This window comes from Microbispora sp. NPDC004025, assembly GCF_053604425.1.
Genome location: NZ_JBSGHN010000013.1, coordinates 62,319 through 79,168 on the forward strand (window position 1 = coordinate 62,319; position 16,850 = coordinate 79,168).

Here is a 16,850-nt window from a genome sequence, read left to right on the forward strand (position 1 = left end):
CGGACGAGTGCCTCCATCCTGGACTAAGCCGCACGCCCAGACAATAAGAATTGTGACACCAGCGGGAGAAGAACAGCCAAATGCACAGCGTATTGCGTCGTCATGAACGCCCGGTAGGGCAGGCGGCGGCGCACCCGCGACCCCCGGGAAAGCGGAGTAAGGGTGACGACGGCGAGCAGCGTGGCGCCGGAGAGCATCGCGGCCGGGGCCATGCCGAGCGGCACCCGCAATAGCAGCGCGACCGCGCAGAAAGCGATCGCGACGGAGGCGGCGACGGCCGACAACAGCAGCCTGACCGGCCATTCTCCGTGGCTCACCGCGAACGAGGCGCGTCCGGCGGAGCGATCGCCCGCGATGTCGGGCAGGTCCTTCGCCGGTGTGCCGACCAGGCCCATCCACAGCGAGGCCGCGACGGCGAACGCGGGCAGCGCGATCGCCTCGCGCCCGGTGGGGCCGGTCCCGCAGGAGGTGTAGCCGGCGCAATAGGAGAGCAGTCCGGCCACGCCGCCGACCACGACGGTGGCGCTCGACCACCTCTTCAGCGGGAAGGGCGGCGCCGAGTAGAGGTAGCCCAGCACGAGCACCGCCGCGACCAGCCAGATCATCGCTCCGCCCAGCAGCAGCGCGCCGAGCAGGGCGGCCGCGGCGGCGGTCCAGGCGATGATCAGGGCCAGGCCGGCGTCGAGGTCGCCGCGGGCGATCGGCCGGTGTGAGCCGTTCACGCGGTCCTCCCGCATGTCCGTCACCCCGTTGAAGAGGTAGACGAAGAAGATCGCGCACTGCCACACCAGGGCCCCGGCCAGGAGGCGGAACGGATCGGCGGGGGCGAGGCCGGCGTCCAGCGCCGCTCCCGCGGCGAACCGCAGGAAGAAGATGGCGAGAACGGACGGGCGCGCCTCGGTCACGCACATTCCGAGGATTCGGAAAGGCGAAATCGAAATAGCCGGGAATACTGCTCTATTGATCGACATGATCCGGAGTATGTGTCCGATTCAGGGGGTCGTTAAGGGGGCCGCCCGGGAGGTTGTACCGGATCTACAACTTTCGATACCCCTACCGATCGTCCGGGTGATCCCGACCGCACTCTAGTTGCTTCTCTCTTGCCCCTTGACCAGCGCGCTTGTAGCTTCGGCAACGTACCGGTCAGCGAATCACCAGGAATTTCGGCGGCCCTCCGGAAGGGAGTCGGCGCGATTCGCGGACAGCTTCTCGGAAAACGGTCGGTCGCGAATTCGGTGACATGGTCGCCGATGAGAAAGGAATTCCTCATGAGCAGCTCTCCTTCCCGTTACTCGGCCTTCACCCCCGTCCGCCTGGCGGACCGGCGGTGGCCGGACCGGACGATCGAGGCCGCACCGCGATGGCTGTCCACCGACCTGCGCGACGGCAACCAGTCACTGGTCAACCCGATGAGCCCGGAGCGCAAGCTCGCGATGTTCGACCTGCTCGTACGGATGGGCTACAAGGAGATCGAGGTCGGGTTCCCGGTGGCGAGCCAGGACGACCACGACTTCGTGCGCATGCTCATCGAGGAGGACCGGATCCCCGACGACGTGCGGATCTCGGTTCTGGTACAGGCGCGGGACGAGCTGATCCGGCGGACCGTGGAGAGCCTGGCCGGCGCGCCCCGGGCCAACATCCACCTCTACAACGCGACCGCCCCGCTCTTCCGCCGGGTCGTCTTCGGCATGACCCGCGACGAGTGCCGGGATCTCGCCGTCGAGGGCACCCGGCTGATGATGAAGTACGCCGAGGCGACCCTGGGCGACTGCGACCTCGGGTTCCAGTACTCGCCCGAGCTGTTCAACGAGACCGAGCCCGAGTTCGCGCTGGAGGTCTGCGAGGCGGTCATGGACGTGTGGCAGCCGGAGGAGGGCCGGGAGATCATCCTCAACTTCCCGACCACGGTGGAGCGGTCGCTCCCGCACGTCTTCGCCGACCAGATCGAGTGGCTCGACCGCAACCTGTCCCACCGGGAGCACGTCTGCCTGTCGATCCACCCGCACAACGACCGCGGCACCGGCGTGGCCGCCTCCGAGATGGCGCTGCTGGCCGGCGCCCAGCGGATCGAAGGCTGCCTGTTCGGCAACGGCGAGCGGGCCGGCAACGTCTGCCTGGTCACGCTCGGCCTGAACATGTACACCCAGGGCGTCGACCCCGGCATCGACTTCTCCGACATCACCGAGATCCGCCGCACCGTCGAGTACTGCAACGAGATGCAGGTCAGCCCCCGCCACCCGTACGGCGGCGACCTCGTCTACACCGCCTTCTCCGGCTCCCACCAGGACGCCATCAAGAAGGGCTTCGACGCACTGGCCGTGGAGGCCGCCGAGGCGGACGTCAGCGTGGACGACCTGCCGTGGCGCATGCCGTACCTGCCGCTCGACCCCAAGGACGTCGGCCGCACGTACGAGGCGGTGGTGCGCATCAACAGCCAGTCGGGCAAGGGCGGCGTGGCCTACATCCTGAGCGCCTGGCACGGGCTGAACCCGCCCAAGGCCCTCCAGGCGGAGTTCGCCCGCGTCGTGCAGGCCCACGCGGACGGCTCCGGCGGGGAGATCACCCCGGGCGTGGTCCGCGACCTGTTCGACGAGGAGTACCTGTCGCGGACCGAGATCACCGTCCCGCTCGGGCTCGGCGGCCGGCCGTTGCAGACCACGTTGTACGTCGACGGCGCCCGCTTCGACGTCGCGGGTCCGCAGGCCGACGCCATCCGCACCCTCGGCGCCCGCCTGGCGGTCTGGAACGTGGACGTGCAGATGGTCCACCGCACCGGCGTCGAGGCCGCCGGCGGCGCGGGGGACCGGGAGGTGGCGGTCTACGCCGAGTGCGTGATCGACGGGCGGCAGGTCTGGGGCGTGGGCCTCGACCGCGACGTGGTCACCGCGTCGTTCGCGGCCGTCCGATCGGCGCTGGCCCGCTCGGGCGAAACGAGTGCGGACGGAACGCAGGAGCGAGCCGGCGGCGCCGTTTCCCCGCAAATGTCGCTGGTCGGCTGAACGACAGTCAACTCGCGATCTTTACTACTAGTCACGGCAATTGTGAATCCGGCCGCGCGGCCGCGTATCGAACGGAATTCGGGAGGCTCATTATGGCCCTGGTGGAGCGGGAAGAGGTGTTGGCCTCCCTTGAGGACATGCTGGCCGACGCCGTCACCGGCAGAGGAAAGATCGCGATCGTCGGAGGACCCGTCGCGACGGGGAAGACCGCACTGCTCAACACGCTCGTCGAGGACGCGCTGGAGCACGGCGCCCTGCCGCTGACCGCCACCTGCTCGCAGGCGGAGTCGGGACTGGCGCTGGCCGTGCTGTCGCAGATCCTGCACAACGCGCCGCTCACGCCCGAGGAGGAGGAGCGGACCCGCAACCTGCTGCACGAGGGCGCCCGCTGCGCCATGTCGGCCGACCCGCTGGCCGACTACGTCGACCAGGTGGACGCCCACATCGTGCACGCCCTGTGCATGGTGCTGCTCGAACTCGCCGAGCGGCATCCGCTGATGATCGTGGTGGACGACATCCAGTACGCCGACCGCGCCTCGCAGCTCTGCCTGGCCTACCTCGCCCGCAGGCTGCGCTTCGCCCACATCCTGGCGATTTTCAGCCAGTCGGAGGAGGCGTGGAACGCCCCGTCGCTGTTCCAGACCGAGCTGCTGCGCCAGCCGCACTGCCGCCGCCTGCCGCTGTCGGCCCTGTCCCGCCAGGGCGTCGAGATCATGGCGGCCGACGTCGTGGGCGACGAGGTCGCCCGGCGGTTCGCCGCGGACTGGCACGCGGTCAGCGGCGGCAACCCGCTGCTCGTGGGCGCGCTCATCGAGGACCACATCGCGGAGGCCGACGCCGCGACCGGCACCGCGGGCGCCCCGGCCGAGAGCGGACCGGCGGCGGAGGCGGACGAGGTCGCCACGGGCGACTCCTATCGCCAGGCGGTGCAGGCGTGCCTGCACCGCGGGCACCCGCTCGCGGCCCGCGTCGCGCGGGGCCTGGCGGTCGCCGGCGACCCCGGCCACCTCGACCGGCTGCTCGACCTCGACGCCGGCGTCGTCGTCCAGGCGCTCAACGCGCTGCACAACGCGGGGCTGGTCGGCGCCGACCTGCACCTGCGCCACCCCCAGGCGCGCGCCGCCGTGCTCGCCGACCTCGACCGGCACGAGCGGACGGACCTGCACCGCAGGGCCGCCGAACTGGCGTACGGCCAGGGCGCCCCGGCCGCCGTGATCGCCGAGCACCTGCTGGCCGCCTCGCACAACGGGGGCCCGTGGGCCGTGCCGATCCTGGAGGAGGCGGCCCGGCAGGCGCTCAGCGAGGGACGCGTCGAGCCCGCCGTCGACTACCTGCGGCTGGCCGACGGCGCGTGCACCGACGACCAGCGCCGGGCCACCATCAAGACGACGCTGGTGCGCGCGGAGTGGCGGCTCAACCCGAGCGCCCCCGCGGCCCACCTCGACGAGCTCACCGACGCCATGCACCGCGGCCACCTGCGCGGCTCCGACGCGGTCGTGCTGGCCAAGGCGCTGCTGTGGCACGGCCGCTTCGACGACGCCCGCGACGTGCTCGACCACCTGGGCAGGATCGGCACGATCATGGACGCCGAGACCGTGGCCGAGATCCGCGCCGCCCGGCCGTGGCTGCGCTGCTCCTACACGCCGTTCCTGGCGCACATCCCGCGGGTCACCGACGTGAGCACGCAGGCGCCGCCGTCCGCGCCGGTCATCGGCCGGCTGGAGGCCGCCACCGCGCTCGCGGCGGTGCTGACCAAGGGCCCGCACCCGCAGACGCTGGCCGACGTGGAACGCATCCTGCGCGGCTCCCGCCTGGACGACATGTCGATGGACGCCGTCGAGTGCGCCCTGCTCGCGCTCATCTACGGCGAGCGGCCCGACCTCGCGGCGCCCTGGTGCGACCTGTTCTTCGAGGAGGCCGCCAGCCGGCGCGCCCCCAGCAGGCAGGCCCGCCTCGCGGCGCTGCGCGCCGAGATCAGCCTCCGGCAGGGCGACCTGGAGGGCGCCGAGGGCCTCGCCCAGATGGCCGTACGGCTCATCCCGCCCACGAGCTGGGGGGTCGCGATCGGCGGGCCGCTGTCGGTGCTGCTGACGTCGGTGACCGCGATGGGCCGGCTCGACGAGGCCGTGCAGCTGGTCAACCAGCCCGTGCCCGAGGCCATGCTCCAGACCAGGTACGGCCTGCACTACCTGAACGCGCGGGGCCGCTACCACCTGGCGACGGGCGACCTCGGCATGGCCCTGCGCGACTTCCAGACCTGCGGCGAGCTGATGGGCTCCTGGAGCCTCGACACGCCGGGGCTCATCTCGTGGCGGACGGGCGCGGCCGAGGCGCTGATCGCCATGGGCCGCCCGGAACGGGCCCGGCCGCTGCTGGACGAGCACGTGACCCGCTGCGCCCCCGGCCCGGTCCGCGCCCGGGGGATCGGGCTGCGGCTGACGGCCGCCGCGAGCGAGCCACGGCAACGTCCCCCGCTGCTGCGCCGCGCCGCCGACATGCTGCAGGCGAGCGGCGACCAGTACGAGCTCGCCCGGGCCCTGGTCGACCTGGCCGACGCCTACCAGGCGGTGGGGGAGCTGCGCCGCGCCCGTACGGTCGCCAGGCAGGCGCAGCGGATCGCGGAGGAGTGCGAGGCCGTCCCGCTGGTCAACGCGCTCACCCAGGGCGGTCCCGGGCAGCCGGCCGAGCCGCCCAGGACCGAGAGCGGCTCCGGGGCGCTGAGCGAGGCCGAGCGCCGCGTGGCCTCGCTCGCCGCCGTCGGCTACACCAACCGCGAGATCGCCGACAAGCTGTACATCACGGTCAGCACGGTCGAGCAGCACCTGACCAGGATCTACCGCAAGCTCAACGTCACCCGGCGGTCCGACCTGCCCGCCAGCCTCGAGTTCAGCACCTCCGGCTGAAACGGGCGTGACCACCCCGGCCGGCCGGTCACCCCGGCCGGCCGTACCCCTGACCGGTCACGACTCCCTTGACCGGTCACGACTCCCCCGACTGGAAGGTGTACGCGAATGGCTCGGACGAGCGTCACATCCGGCGTCACCCCTGCCGTCACCCGTGCCGTCACGCCTGCTGCCACACCGGGTGCCGCCCCGGCGGGCCGCCTCACGGCGATGCAGGGCACCGCCATGTACGTCGGCGCGGTGCTCGGCACGGGCGTCATCGCCCTGCCCGCGCTCGCGGCCCAGGCGGCCGGGCCGGCGTCGCTGCTGGCCTGGCTCGGCCTGGTCGTGCTGTCCGCCCCGCTGGCCGCGGCGTTCGCCGCGCTCGGCGCCCGCCACCCCGACTCCGGGGGCGTGTCGACCTATGCCCGCCTCGCCTTCGGGGACCGGGCCGCGGTCGTCGTCGGCTGGTGCTTCTACTTCGCGATACCGCCCAGCGCCGCCGCCGCGGCGCTGTTCGGCGGCGAGTACGTCGCGGCGGCGGTGGGCGGCGGAACCGGCACCGCGACACTGACGGCGGCGGGGCTGATGGCGGTCGTGACCGTGTCGAACGCCTCCGGCCTCCGGGTGACCGGCAGGGTCCAGCTCGGGCTGGCCGGGCTGCTGGTCGCGTTGCTCGTCGTCGCCGTCGCGCTGTCGCTTCCGCACGCCGATGTGGCCAACCTCCGGCCGTTCGCCCCGCACGGCTGGACGGCCATCGCCCCGGCGGCGGCCCTGCTGGTGTGGAGCTTCGCCGGCTGGGAGGCGATCACGCACCTCGCCGCCGACTTCCGCAGGCCCGCCAGGGACCTGCCCAGGGCCGCCGCGGCCGCCGTCGTGCTGGTCGGCGTGCTGTACCTGTCGGTCGCCTTCGCCACCGTCGCCGTCCTCGGGCCGGCCGCCGGATCCGCGCGGGCGCCCCTCGGCGACCTGCTGGCCCTCGGCCTCGGCGGCAACGCGCGGCTGCTCGCCGCCGTGGCCGCGCTGCTGCTGACGCTCGGCGCGATGAACGCGTACTGGGCCGGGGCGGCGAAGCTCGGCGCGGCCCTCGGCCGCGACGGGGCCCTGCCCCCGTGGCTCTCCCGCGGCAGCGTCGCCGGGGAGGTGCCCCGTCGCAGCCTCGGGGTCGTCGCCGTGCTGTCCTTCCTGTCGCTCGCCGTCGTGTACGTGGCGGGGACGGGCATCCGTCCCCTGGTGCTGATGACCAACGGGTCGTTCGTGGTGGTCTACGCGATCGGCGTGGCGGCCGCCATCCGGCTGCTGCCGCGCGGCCGGGCCAGGGCCGCCGCCCTGCTCGCGCTCGTGGCGGTCGCCCTGCTGGTCGCCGCGTCGGGGGTCTACCTCGTCTGGCCGCTGCTGGTCGGCGGCGCCGCCCTGGCGTACGCGCGGTTCACCCGCCGGGAGGCGGCCGTCCCGGCCGGGATACGAGAGAAGGAGACCGTGCCGGCGGACCATTGACGAAAGTGAAGGGCCATCGGCGACTTTCCGCGAGTGCGCACCGGTCCGTCCGGTCCCTAGGGTCGAGGGGCCGGACGGACCGGCGGAACACGGCACGGAGGGGAAACGGTGGGCACCGAGATCGAGGACGTCCCGGACATCAGCGCCGAGTGGTACCGGGAGGTCACCGCGTTCGCCCGGGAGACCCCGGGGTGGGTGCGCGACGCGGCGGAGGTCGCGACGGACGCGGTTCCCGCGATCCTCTTCGCCCTCCTCGTCTTCGGCTGGTGGCGGGCGCGGCGCGGGGACGACCGCCGGATGGCGCTCGCGCTGCTCGCGCCGGTCGCGGTGGTGGTGGCGTACCTCGTGAGCGAGGGCCTCAAGAGCCTGCTGCGGCTGCGGCGCCCCTGCTGGGATCTGACCGACGTGGTCACGGTGGCGACCTGCCCGCCGTACGGCGACTGGTCGCTGCCGAGCAACCACGCGACCTTCGCCGCGGCGGGCGCCGTCGCGCTGGTCGCGCTGTGGCGCGGCACGGCGGTGGCGGCGCCCGTGCTCGCGCTGCTGGAGGCGTTCTCGCGGGTCTTCGTCGGCGTCCACTATCCCCACGACGTGGCGGCGGGGCTGCTGCTCGGCGCGGTGGTGGCGCCGGTGGTCCTGCTGGCCCTGCGGAACCCGGCGACCGCCCTGGTCGCCGCGCTGCGGCGGCGGCCCGCGCTGACGGCGCTGCTCGTTACGGCTCGCCCGCCAGCCCCGCCTCGTGGGCGATGATCGCCGCCCGGACGCGGTTGGGCACGCCGAGCTTGGCCATGATCGTGCTCACGTAGGTCTTCACGCTGCCCTCGGCGAGGTGCAGGCGGGCGGCGATGCCCGCGTTCGGCATGCCCTCGCCGACCAGGGCGAGCACCTCGCGCTCCCGGTTCGTCAGTCCCGCAACGCGCTCGCGGGCCGCGGCCGAGCGCGTCAGCCGGTCCCCGGCGAGCCCCCGCACGACCCGCGCGGCCACCTGCGGCGACAGGTACGCCCCGCCCTCGGCCGCCGCCCGGACCCCGAAAGGGAACTCGCGCGGATCCCCGGTCTTGAGCAGGAACCCCGCGGCGCCGTCGCCCAGGGCCCGGGCGACGTAGGCGTCCTCGCCGAAGGACGTCATGATCAGTACGGCGGTGCCCGGGGCGGTCCTGCGCACCTCGGCCGCGGCGGCGAGCCCGTCCAGCCCGGGCATCCGGATGTCGACCAGCGCGACGTCGGGCCGGTGCGCCAGGACGGCGTCCACCAGCTCGCGCCCGTCGGCGGCCTCGGCGACCACGTCGATGCCCGGGTCCGCCGCCAGGATCGCCCGGACCCCGGCGCGGATCACCGGTTCGTCGTCGGCGAGGACCACCCGGATGACGTGCACGACCCGATGCTACGGAACCGCTGCCACCGGGATCGTCCGGACCGGCGTCCGGGCAGCGTCGGACGGGGGGGTTCCGCTGTCCGGCGTACTGGCGCGGCCCGGGCTCAGGCGGGCAGGTGCGCCTTGCTCACCAGCCGGCCTCCGGCGAAGCACAGCCGATAGAGCTCCAGCTCGCGGAACGGGTCGGAATCGGTGCTGTAGTAGCGGCACCGCGCGCCGGGAGGGATCGGCGGCTCGGGCCAGGACGGGTCGTCGATCCGGGTCCTGACCGGCAGCACCGCCGCGACCTCGGACTCGGCCTGACCGGCTCGCAGCTTCGCGAACTCGGCCGGCGGCAGGACCGAGGTGGCCGCGTCGTAGACCGTGAACCCCAGCACGAACGCCGCCACGCCGGCCGCCGCGGCCAGGGCGACCAGCGCCGCGGCCAGCCGTGTACGGCGCACCCGCCGCCGGGCCAGCGCCAGATCCAGCTCCACGGGCCGCGCTCCGGTCGGCAGGTCGTCCGGCACACCCGGGTCCGCGCTGCCGGGCCCACCCGCGGCGACGGCGAGGCCGGTTCCCCCGGTGTCGCTGACTCCGGAAGACAGATCCACGGCGGCCATCGGGGCCCTGGACCACCACGGCGTCGGTTCCGGCCCCGGCCGTCGCGACCGCCTCCCGAAGGGTGTCGACCATGACGACAGCCCGGGAGCATGCCCGGCGGCGGGAGGGCAGGCCCGCGAGGGGACGTCGCGGCAGGACACGTCGTGGGGCAGACGGACGGTGAGAGTGAATCCGCCGTCGGCGCGGCCGCTCCGCAGGGACCCGCCCTGCAGGCGGACCCGCTCCGCGAGCGCGCGCAGCCCGTATCCGCCCGAGACGCTCGGCCCGGACTGTTCCGTGGCCTCGTTCAGGAGAGTCACCACGGTCTCGTCCGGCGTGTGCGCGAGCCGTACGGTGACCGGGGCGCCGGGCGCGTGCTTGGCCGCGTTGGTGAGCCCCTCCCGGACGACCCGCCGCACGGTGACGAGCGCGGGCGCGGGGATCCGCGCCTCCTCCTGCACGCCCTGCAGCGTGACCGGCATCCCGGCGGCCGAGGCGCGCCGGACCAGTTCGCCCACGGTCTCCACGGCCGGACCCGCGTGCGCGGCGTCCCGCTGTGCCGTGTCCGCGTGTGCCGTGTCCGCGTGTGCCGTGTCCGCGTGTGCCGTGTCCGCGTGTGCCGTGTCCGCGTGTGCGGTGTCTTCGTGTGCGGTGTCTCCGCGTGCCGTGTCCGCGTGCGCAGCGTTCTCGTGGGGGATGCGCGCGTGCGCGGCGCCGGGACCGTCGCCGTCTCTGAGCACGTCGACGATGTCGCGCAGACGCTCCGCCGCGGCCGTGACCGCCACGCGGGCCTCGCCCGCCGCCCGGCGGTGCGTCTCGGGCAGGCCGGCGGCGACCTCCAGAGCGCCGATCCGCAGCGCGACCAGGCTCAGGTCGTGACCGAGCAGGTCGTGCATGTCCCTCGCGATGGCGGCCCGCTCGCGCAGCCTCGCCTGCTCGGCGAGCATGCGCCGCTCACGCTCCAGATGCCCGGCGCGTGCCCAGCCCGCCCTGGTCAGGGCCAGGCTCTGGTGCCGCGCGTGGCCCGCGAGCCAGGGGACGAGGCCGAACAGCCCGATCCCCGTGACGGCGAAGAACCACGCGCCCGGATCCCACTGGGCCGCGAGAAGCCACCGTACGAGCGGGACGACGACCGCGGCGATGACGGCGGCGGCGGACAGGCCGAGCAGGGCGGGCCGGGCGCGGGCCATGCGCACTCCGGCCAGGTAGCTCATCACCACCAGGGCCAGGAAGAAGACGGTGGGGTCGCCCCGTACGGCCACCGAGCCCGCCCACAGGGCGGCCGCCACGAGCATCGCCCCGAGCGGCCGGGGCCGGGCGAGTGCGACGGCGGCGCCGATCGCCGCCAGCCCGGCGATCACCTCCGACCAGGTGTAGGCGTCGGCCAGGGTGTGGGTGAGGCTCGCCCACACCACCGGTACGCCGAGGACGGCCCACAGCAGGACGTCCTTGAGATATGCCGCTTTCCTCCCCACTCAGGCAACGGTATCCGCAGGTCGCGGGACCCGGACGAATCCGTGCAGGGTCCGGGCGCTGGCGTGGCCGGACAGGGACATCAGCATCGGCGCGGACCAGCCGTCCTCACCGAGATGCGCCAGGCGCGAGTGGCGCAGGCGGTGGAGCGTGTAGCCGCCGCCCTCCGGGTCGAGGTCCCTGGTGGCCCGTTTGAACAGGTACTCCGCCCGTTCGTACGACAGGCGGCCCCGGCCGGTGTGCGGGCAGAGGTCGGCCGCGGCCGGCATGCGGCCCGGTCCCGGTCTGCGGTCGGCGAGGAACAGCGGTCCCCGGCGGCGGTCCCCGACGAGGAGGGGCAGGAGCGCCGCCGTACCGGACTGCCAGCGCAGCCGGTGTCCCCTGGTCCTCACCTCACCGCGCATGCCGGGCAGGTCGAGGTCCTCCACGTCGAGCGAGAGCGCCCATTCGGCCGGAGCCGCACTCTCGTACAGCAGCAGCCACAGTGTGCGCTCGCGCGGCGGAATCTCCGGCCGCTCCCACAGGACCCGCAGCAGCGACCGGTCGATGGGGCGGATGCGGGCGCGGGGTTCGGGCCGTCGGTCGAGCGGGGCGGCGAGGCCGGCGGCGGCCCAGCCGCGCTCGGCCGCCCACGACGCGAACGACCGCAGCGCCGCGCGATGGCGGTTCCAGGTCGCGCCCGCCGCCGTGCCCCAGGCGGCGGCGAAGACCTCGGCGACCAGGCGGGACGTCACGTCCCGCAGCGGGACGTCCTCGCCGAGGTGCCGGCACAGCCGTGACAGGGTCTGGTTGTAGGAGCGGACGGTGTCGGCGCTCAGATCGGGACGCGCGAGGAAGAGCCGCATGGCTTCGCCGAGCGTGACTCCCGCCTCCGCCGCCCGCCTGCCGCTCGCCCGCCCGCCCGGCGTGGCGGGTGTGACACGCTTCCCCGAGTCCGCCGGCCCGGCCGCTGGGCTTGGCTGACCAGCGGATTCCACGGGCCCGGCCATCCCAGCTTCCCCGGTACGCACTATCTCCGCGGGTTCGGCCTGCCGGGTCCGGCCGGTCTTCACGGTCTCCGCGGTGTTCGCGGTGTTCGCGGGTCCGGCATCCTCGGCGCAGGTCGCGGCGCGGCGCAGCAGCACCGCCCGTTCCGCGGCGTTGCGGGTGAGGGACGCCGCGCGTTCGAACTCCGCCCGGGCCTCGCCGTGCCACCCGAGCCGGGCCAGCAGGTCCCCGCGTACGGCGGGCAGCAGGTGATACCCCTTCAGCGCGGGTTCCCCGGTCAGCGTCTCCACCAGCGTGAGGCCGGCGCGCGGCCCGTAAGCCATGGCGAGCGCGACCGCGCGGTTGAGCTGGACGACCGGTGTGGGCAGCACCCTCACGAGGGCCTCGTACAGCGCCGCGATCTGCGGCCAGTCGGTCTCCTCAGGCGTGGCGGCCCGCGCGTGGCAGGCCGCGACGGCCGCCTGCAGCACGTACGGGCCGAGGGGGCCGCCCGCCTCCCGGGCCCGCAGCAGCGCCGCGACGCCACGCCGGATGAGCAGCGGGTCCCAGCGCCCGCGGTTCTGCTCGTGCAGCGGCACGGGCTCTCCCGACGGGCCGGTGCGTGCGGCCGAGCGCGACTGCTGCAACTCCATCAGCGCGACCAGGCCGTGCACCTCGGCCTCGCCCGGGGCCAGCTCGGCCAGGACGCGGCCCAGGCGCAGCGCCTCCAGGCAGAGGGACGGGCGCATCAGGTCGTCGCCCGCCGTCGCCGCGTATCCCTCGTTGAACACCAGATAGATCACTTCGAGCACCGACGACAGCCGGGCCGCCCGTTCCGGCCCCGACGGAACCTCGAAGGGGACCCGCGCGTCGGCGAGCGCCCGCTTGGCCCGCACGATCCGCTGGGCGACGGCGCTCTCGGCGACGAGGAAGGCCCGCGCGATCTCGTCGGTCCGCAGGCCGCCGATCAGGCGCAGCGTGAGCGCCACCCGGGCCTCGGTGGACAGCACCGGATGACAGGAGACGAACATCAGCCGGAGGACGTCGTCGCCGACCTCCCCGTCGAGCGCGCCCAGCACGTCGTCCACGTCGCGGGCGCCGTCGTCCGCGCGGGTGACGAGATCGTGGGCGAGCCGCTCCTGACCGCGGTCGCGCCGCTCCTCCCGGCGCAGGTGGTCGACGGCGCGCCGCTTGGCGATGGCCATGAGCCAGGCGCCCGGATTGTCCGGGACGCCCGCCTCTGGCCACTGTTCCAGTGCGGCGAGGACCGCGTCCTGGGCCAGTTCCTCCGCCCGGCCCACGTCGCCGACCATCCGCACGAGGCCGGCCACGATCCTCGCGGACTCCATCTTCCAGACCGCGTCCACGACGCGATGGGCGTCCAGGGACGTCATCGGTCGATGACATCACCGGCCCGCCCGCCGCGCAACCCGGCGCGTACGTCAGCGGGAGTCGGGCCCGGGAACGTCCTCGGGGCCGAACACCTGCTGGACCATGCCCTCGCCGTCGCCGACGATCCGCCAGAAGCGGCGGGCCAGCTCCACGGCCTCCTCGCGAGAACGCGCCTCGATAAGGGCGAAGCTGACGATCGCCTCCTTGGCCTCGGTGAAGGGGCCGTCGGTCACGGTGATCTCGCCTGCCGCAGAGATCATCCGTACGCCGCCCGGCTCCAGCCCGCCGGTGGCCAGCAGCACGCCGGCCCTGGTCATCTCCTCGATGAAGGCGCCCATCTCGGCCATCATCGCCGCGTCCGGGTTCGGGTCGGTGCCCTTGGTGGTCATCAGGAACCGCATCGGTCGTTCTCCTTGTCTCCTGATCTGTGGCCGGCGGGAGCCGGTCGCCGGTTCCCGCCGTCACCTACACGTCGTAGGGGAGGGGCCGTGATCGACGGACTCCGATCCTGACACGCTCTGACCAGGGCCTTCGCCAGGATGTGACAGGGAATGCGCATGTGACAGGGAATGCGCGTTCCCGGCTCGCGCCGCAGGTCGGCAGGGGAGAGCAGGGGTGGACGTCACAGGTGGTCGAAGCGCGCGGCGGCCGTTCGACGCGTAAGCGAAGGCCGGACGACATGCCGGCCGGGACACCGAGCCGGCACGAGGGCCGGACACCGACGAAGGGAACGGCCATGACCACCACGCAGCGCACCGCCCAGCCCACCACGCAGCCCACCACGCAGCCCACCGCTCCGGCCACGCTCGAACCCGGCGCGGCGGCCTCGACGAGGTCGACGCGTGCGCTGCTCACCTGCGCCGTGCTCGCCACGCCCGTCTTCGGGATCGTCTCGCTGGCGCAGGCGTTCACCCGGGAGGGGTTCGACCTGCTCCGTCATCCGCTGAGCATGCTGAGCACCGGCGACCTCGGCTGGCTGCAGATCGCCAACTTCTGGATCACAGCCTTGCTGACGGTCGCCGGGGCGATCGGACTGCGCAGGGCTATGCGCGGCACCCCCGGAGGGATCTGGGCGCCCCGGCTGCTGCTCGTCGAGGGCGCCGGACTCGCGGCGGCCGGGGTCTTCGTCATGGACCCGGGGGACGGCTTCCCCACGGGCACCCCGCTGGGAGCCCCGGCCGGGATGAGCTGGCACGCGATGCTGCACATGGCGGCCGGGTCGGTGGCCTTCACCGCGCTCATCGCGGCCTGCTTCGTCCTCGGCCGCCACTTCGCCCGCGCCGGGCGGGGCGGGCACGCCGTCGCCTCCCGTCTCGGCGGCCTGGCTCTGCTGTTCGGCAACGCCTGGGCCATGTCCGGCGGCCGGGCGGGCTCCCTCACCCTGTGCGTCGGCGTGCTGGTCGCCATGGCCTGGGTCTCGGTGGTCGCCGCGGCCAGGCGCGCGGACCTCGCCGCCCGACGCTGACCTCCGCGACGCTGACCCTCGCGACGCTGAGGCCAGCCGTACGCGGGCCGGCCGATCTCGGTGGAAAACCACTGGGAGGTCCGCGAGGCCCGGTGGTACGTTCGGCGTCGCCGTGCGCCGCTGCGATCCGAGGAGGTGAGACCGATCAACGCTGTGACAGGTCGGGGCTCCCTCCGTCGCATGGTCTAGGGAGCGCCCGAAAGAAGGCATCCCGAAAGGCGTGGAACGCTTTGCGCTTCAGCTCCAGGACGTCGTCCGACGGCGTCACCGAACAGCTGTTCATCCTCGGCGAGATCCCCGGTGTGCTGTGGACGCCGGAAGGCGCCGCCGGGGCTCGGCCCCTGATCCTGATGGGTCACGGCGGCGGGCAGCACAAGAAGGCCCCGGGCATCGTGGCTCGCGCGCACCGCTTCGTCACCGAGGGCGGTTTCGCGGTCGTCGCGGTCGACGCGCCGGGCCACGGCGACCGGCCGAAGACCGACGAGTTCACCCGGGTCCTGGCCGAACTGCGGGCCGGCATGGCCGAGGGTGGGGACCTCGCCCCGCGACTCGCCGCCATGCACACGTTCCTGGCCGGTCAGGCCGTCCCGGAATGGCAGGCGGTGCTGACCGCGGTGCGGGAACTCGACGTCGTCGGCGCCGGCCCCGTGGGTTACTGGGGCATGTCGATGGGCTGCGGGGTCGGCCTCCCCTTCGTCGCCGCGGAGCCCCGGGTCCGCGCGGCGGTGCTGGGCCTGCTCGGCGTGGACGGGCTGGCCGAGGCCGCCGCCCGGGTCACCGTCCCGGTGCGGTTTCTGCTCCAGTGGGACGACGACCAGGTGCCCCGGGGCCGGGGCCTGGCGCTGTTCGACGCTCTGGGGTCGGCCGACAAGACGCTGCACGCCAACCCAGGCAAGCACGGGGAGATCCCCGAGTTCGAGACCGACAGCTCGTTGCGGTTCTTCACCCGGCATCTGGGTTAGCGCGGGCCGCCTGACGATTCCCGCCGCGCCGGTCGGGTCTCGTGCCCGGCCGGCGCGCCGGCTCAGCCCCGCGCCTGCCCGCCCCCGCAAAGGGAAGCGGCCGCTCAGCCGACGTCGCGGTGCTGGCCGCGCCGTTCTCGCAGCCGAACGGCCACGAACCGGACGACGACGAGCACGACGGCCGCCACGAATACCTTGGACACGATGCCCATGTACTCCTCGACGAGGTGCCAGCTCTCGCCGAGGAGGTAACCCGCCAGCACGAACACGGTGTTCCAGATCAGGCTGCCGAGCGTGGTGAACAGGAGGAAGGTGCCGATCGGCATGCGTTCCACGCCGGCGGGGACCGATATCAGGCTGCGGACAACCGGGACCATGCGCCCGAAGAACACCGCCTTCACACCGTGCCGGGCGAACCACGCCTCCGCCTTCTCGATGTCGGCGGTCTTGACCAGCGGCAGGCGCCGCGCGAGGGCCAGCGTGCGCTCCCGGCCGAGCAGCGCGCCCACGCAGTACAGCGCGAGCGCGCCCACGACGGAGCCCGCGGTCGTCCACAGGAGGGCGGCGACCAGGCTCATGTCCCCGCGCGACGCGGTGAATCCCGCCAGCGGCAGGATGATCTCGCTGGGCAATGGCGGGAACAGGTTCTCCAGGGCGATCGCTACACCTGCGCCCGGCGCGCCCAGGCTCTCGGTGAGCTCCATCGCCCACCCGGCGATTCCTCCGATTTCTGGCGTGTTCATGGGAGTGACACTAGAAGCCGGGAAGCCAACCCGCGTGAGGTGCGCCGCCGGGCCTGCCCCGGGGCGGCTCACCCCCTCCTGGCCGGCCGAAGGGCCGCATGGTCGTCCACAGGCTGTGGACAGCCGGTGCCGGTCCCGCGAGAACGCCTGCGGGCCGTACGCGCGTGCGCCCCTACCGGTCGTCCTTCGGCGTCTGGGTGAGCACCTGGTCGGCGGTCGCCGTCACCACCGCCGCGGCCGCCGAGATGTCCCTGACCTGCTCGGCGGGGAGGGCCCGGAGCACCTGCTCCAGCGCCTCGAGGTCCGCCTGGTAGGCGGCCGCCATCGCCGCCTGGGCCTTGGCGGTGCGCTGTGCCTGCTCCACCGCCTTGCTGAGGGCGCGGCCGGCGCGCTCGACGGCCCTGGCCGCCTCGATCGCCGCTTTCTCAAGATTTCTCGCCCACTCGGGCGGCTGGTCGCTCATCGATGTCCTCTGTGTGAGGGTGGGTCCCGCGGGCATGAGCCGCCCACGAAG

The 16,850-nt window shown here is 73.7% G+C and carries 13 protein-coding genes and 1 pseudogene; 6 read left to right on the plus strand and 8 right to left on the minus strand.

Annotated features, from left to right (window positions below; translation table 11 throughout):
* Positions 1–23 precede the first annotated feature (23 nt).
* Positions 24–905, minus strand: a complete 882-nt coding sequence (locus tag ACWEQG_RS28200; RefSeq protein ID WP_452289254.1) for a UbiA family prenyltransferase — start codon at positions 903–905, stop codon at positions 24–26.
* Positions 906–1,268: 363 nt separating this feature from the next.
* Here ACWEQG_RS28200 and leuA point away from each other — a divergent pair, with 363 nt between their 5' ends.
* From leuA to ACWEQG_RS28220, 4 genes are all read left to right on the plus strand, one after another.
* Positions 1,269–2,999 (plus strand): 2-isopropylmalate synthase, encoded by a 1,731-nt coding sequence (leuA, locus tag ACWEQG_RS28205; RefSeq protein WP_452289255.1) that lies wholly within the window; start codon positions 1,269–1,271, stop codon positions 2,997–2,999.
* A 92-nt stretch (positions 3,000–3,091) separates the two neighbouring features.
* Complete coding sequence (locus ACWEQG_RS28210; protein ID WP_452289257.1) at positions 3,092–5,902, plus strand: helix-turn-helix transcriptional regulator; 2,811 nt, start codon at positions 3,092–3,094, stop codon at positions 5,900–5,902.
* Between the two features lie 108 nt (positions 5,903–6,010).
* Positions 6,011–7,378, plus strand: a complete 1,368-nt coding sequence (locus ACWEQG_RS28215) for an APC family permease (RefSeq protein WP_452289259.1) — start codon at positions 6,011–6,013, stop codon at positions 7,376–7,378.
* 108 nt (positions 7,379–7,486) lie between these two features.
* Entirely contained in the window at positions 7,487–8,128 is a 642-nt protein-coding gene (locus ACWEQG_RS28220) for a phosphatase PAP2 family protein (RefSeq protein WP_452289261.1), read from the plus strand.
* Here ACWEQG_RS28220 and ACWEQG_RS28225 read toward each other — a convergent pair.
* The 5 genes and pseudogenes from ACWEQG_RS28225 to ACWEQG_RS28245 all read right to left on the minus strand — a co-directional run bounded on the left by ACWEQG_RS28225 (position 8,091) and on the right by ACWEQG_RS28245 (position 13,567).
* A complete protein-coding gene (locus tag ACWEQG_RS28225; protein ID WP_452289262.1) occupies positions 8,091–8,753 on the minus strand; it encodes a response regulator transcription factor in 663 nt (220 codons plus the stop codon). The two genes, ACWEQG_RS28220 and ACWEQG_RS28225, sit on opposite strands and share 38 nt — an antisense overlap.
* 104 nt (positions 8,754–8,857) lie before the next feature.
* The gene (locus tag ACWEQG_RS28230; RefSeq protein ID WP_452289264.1) at positions 8,858–10,810 is read right to left on the minus strand and encodes a sensor histidine kinase; all 1,953 of its coding nucleotides are present in this window, start codon (positions 10,808–10,810) and stop codon (positions 8,858–8,860) included.
* On the minus strand, positions 10,811–11,797 hold the full coding sequence (locus ACWEQG_RS28235; RefSeq protein ID WP_452289600.1) for a tyrosine-type recombinase/integrase: 987 nt from the start codon (positions 11,795–11,797) through the stop codon (positions 10,811–10,813). It lies immediately after the preceding gene.
* A gap of 102 nt (positions 11,798–11,899) precedes the next feature.
* Positions 11,900–13,168, minus strand: a pseudogene (locus ACWEQG_RS28240) (RNA polymerase sigma factor); the annotation flags it as partial.
* Between the two features lie 48 nt (positions 13,169–13,216).
* Positions 13,217–13,567 carry a YciI family protein gene (locus tag ACWEQG_RS28245; RefSeq protein WP_452289266.1) on the minus strand — a complete coding sequence of 117 codons (351 nt, stop codon included), beginning with the start codon at positions 13,565–13,567 and terminating at the stop codon, positions 13,217–13,219.
* Between the two features lie 335 nt (positions 13,568–13,902).
* Between ACWEQG_RS28245 and ACWEQG_RS28250 the strand changes: the two genes are divergently transcribed.
* Both ACWEQG_RS28250 and ACWEQG_RS28255 read left to right on the plus strand, forming a co-directional pair.
* Positions 13,903–14,631, plus strand: coding sequence for a DUF998 domain-containing protein (locus ACWEQG_RS28250; protein ID WP_452289268.1), 729 nt, complete (start codon positions 13,903–13,905; stop codon positions 14,629–14,631).
* Between the two features lie 230 nt (positions 14,632–14,861).
* On the plus strand, positions 14,862–15,593 hold the full coding sequence (locus ACWEQG_RS28255; protein ID WP_452289270.1) for a dienelactone hydrolase family protein: 732 nt from the start codon (positions 14,862–14,864) through the stop codon (positions 15,591–15,593).
* A gap of 104 nt (positions 15,594–15,697) precedes the next feature.
* Here ACWEQG_RS28255 and ACWEQG_RS28260 read toward each other — a convergent pair whose 3' ends face one another.
* Both ACWEQG_RS28260 and ACWEQG_RS28265 read right to left on the minus strand, forming a co-directional pair.
* On the minus strand, positions 15,698–16,336 hold the full coding sequence (locus ACWEQG_RS28260) for a DedA family protein (protein ID WP_452289272.1): 639 nt from the start codon (positions 16,334–16,336) through the stop codon (positions 15,698–15,700).
* A gap of 172 nt (positions 16,337–16,508) precedes the next feature.
* On the minus strand, positions 16,509–16,799 hold the full coding sequence (locus ACWEQG_RS28265) for a hypothetical protein (protein WP_363468426.1): 291 nt from the start codon (positions 16,797–16,799) through the stop codon (positions 16,509–16,511).
* Positions 16,800–16,850 lie beyond the last annotated feature (51 nt).

Bases quoted from the DNA above. Each gene is read 5' to 3' on its own strand.
- ACWEQG_RS28215 (WP_452289259.1), top strand. From the start codon at position 6,011: ATGGCTCGGACGAGCGTCACATCCGGCGTCACCCCTGCCGTCACCCGT.
- ACWEQG_RS28260 (WP_452289272.1), bottom strand. From the start codon at position 16,336: ATGAACACGCCAGAAATCGGAGGAATCGCCGGGTGGGCGATGGAGCTC.
- ACWEQG_RS28235 (WP_452289600.1), bottom strand. From the start codon at position 11,797: ATGGCCGGGCCCGTGGAATCCGCTGGTCAGCCAAGCCCAGCGGCCGGG.
- ACWEQG_RS28250 (WP_452289268.1), top strand. From the start codon at position 13,903: ATGACCACCACGCAGCGCACCGCCCAGCCCACCACGCAGCCCACCACG.
- ACWEQG_RS28245 (WP_452289266.1), bottom strand. From the start codon at position 13,567: ATGCGGTTCCTGATGACCACCAAGGGCACCGACCCGAACCCGGACGCG.
- ACWEQG_RS28210 (WP_452289257.1), top strand. From the start codon at position 3,092: ATGGCCCTGGTGGAGCGGGAAGAGGTGTTGGCCTCCCTTGAGGACATG.
- ACWEQG_RS28265 (WP_363468426.1), bottom strand. From the start codon at position 16,799: ATGAGCGACCAGCCGCCCGAGTGGGCGAGAAATCTTGAGAAAGCGGCG.
- leuA (WP_452289255.1), top strand. From the start codon at position 1,269: ATGAGCAGCTCTCCTTCCCGTTACTCGGCCTTCACCCCCGTCCGCCTG.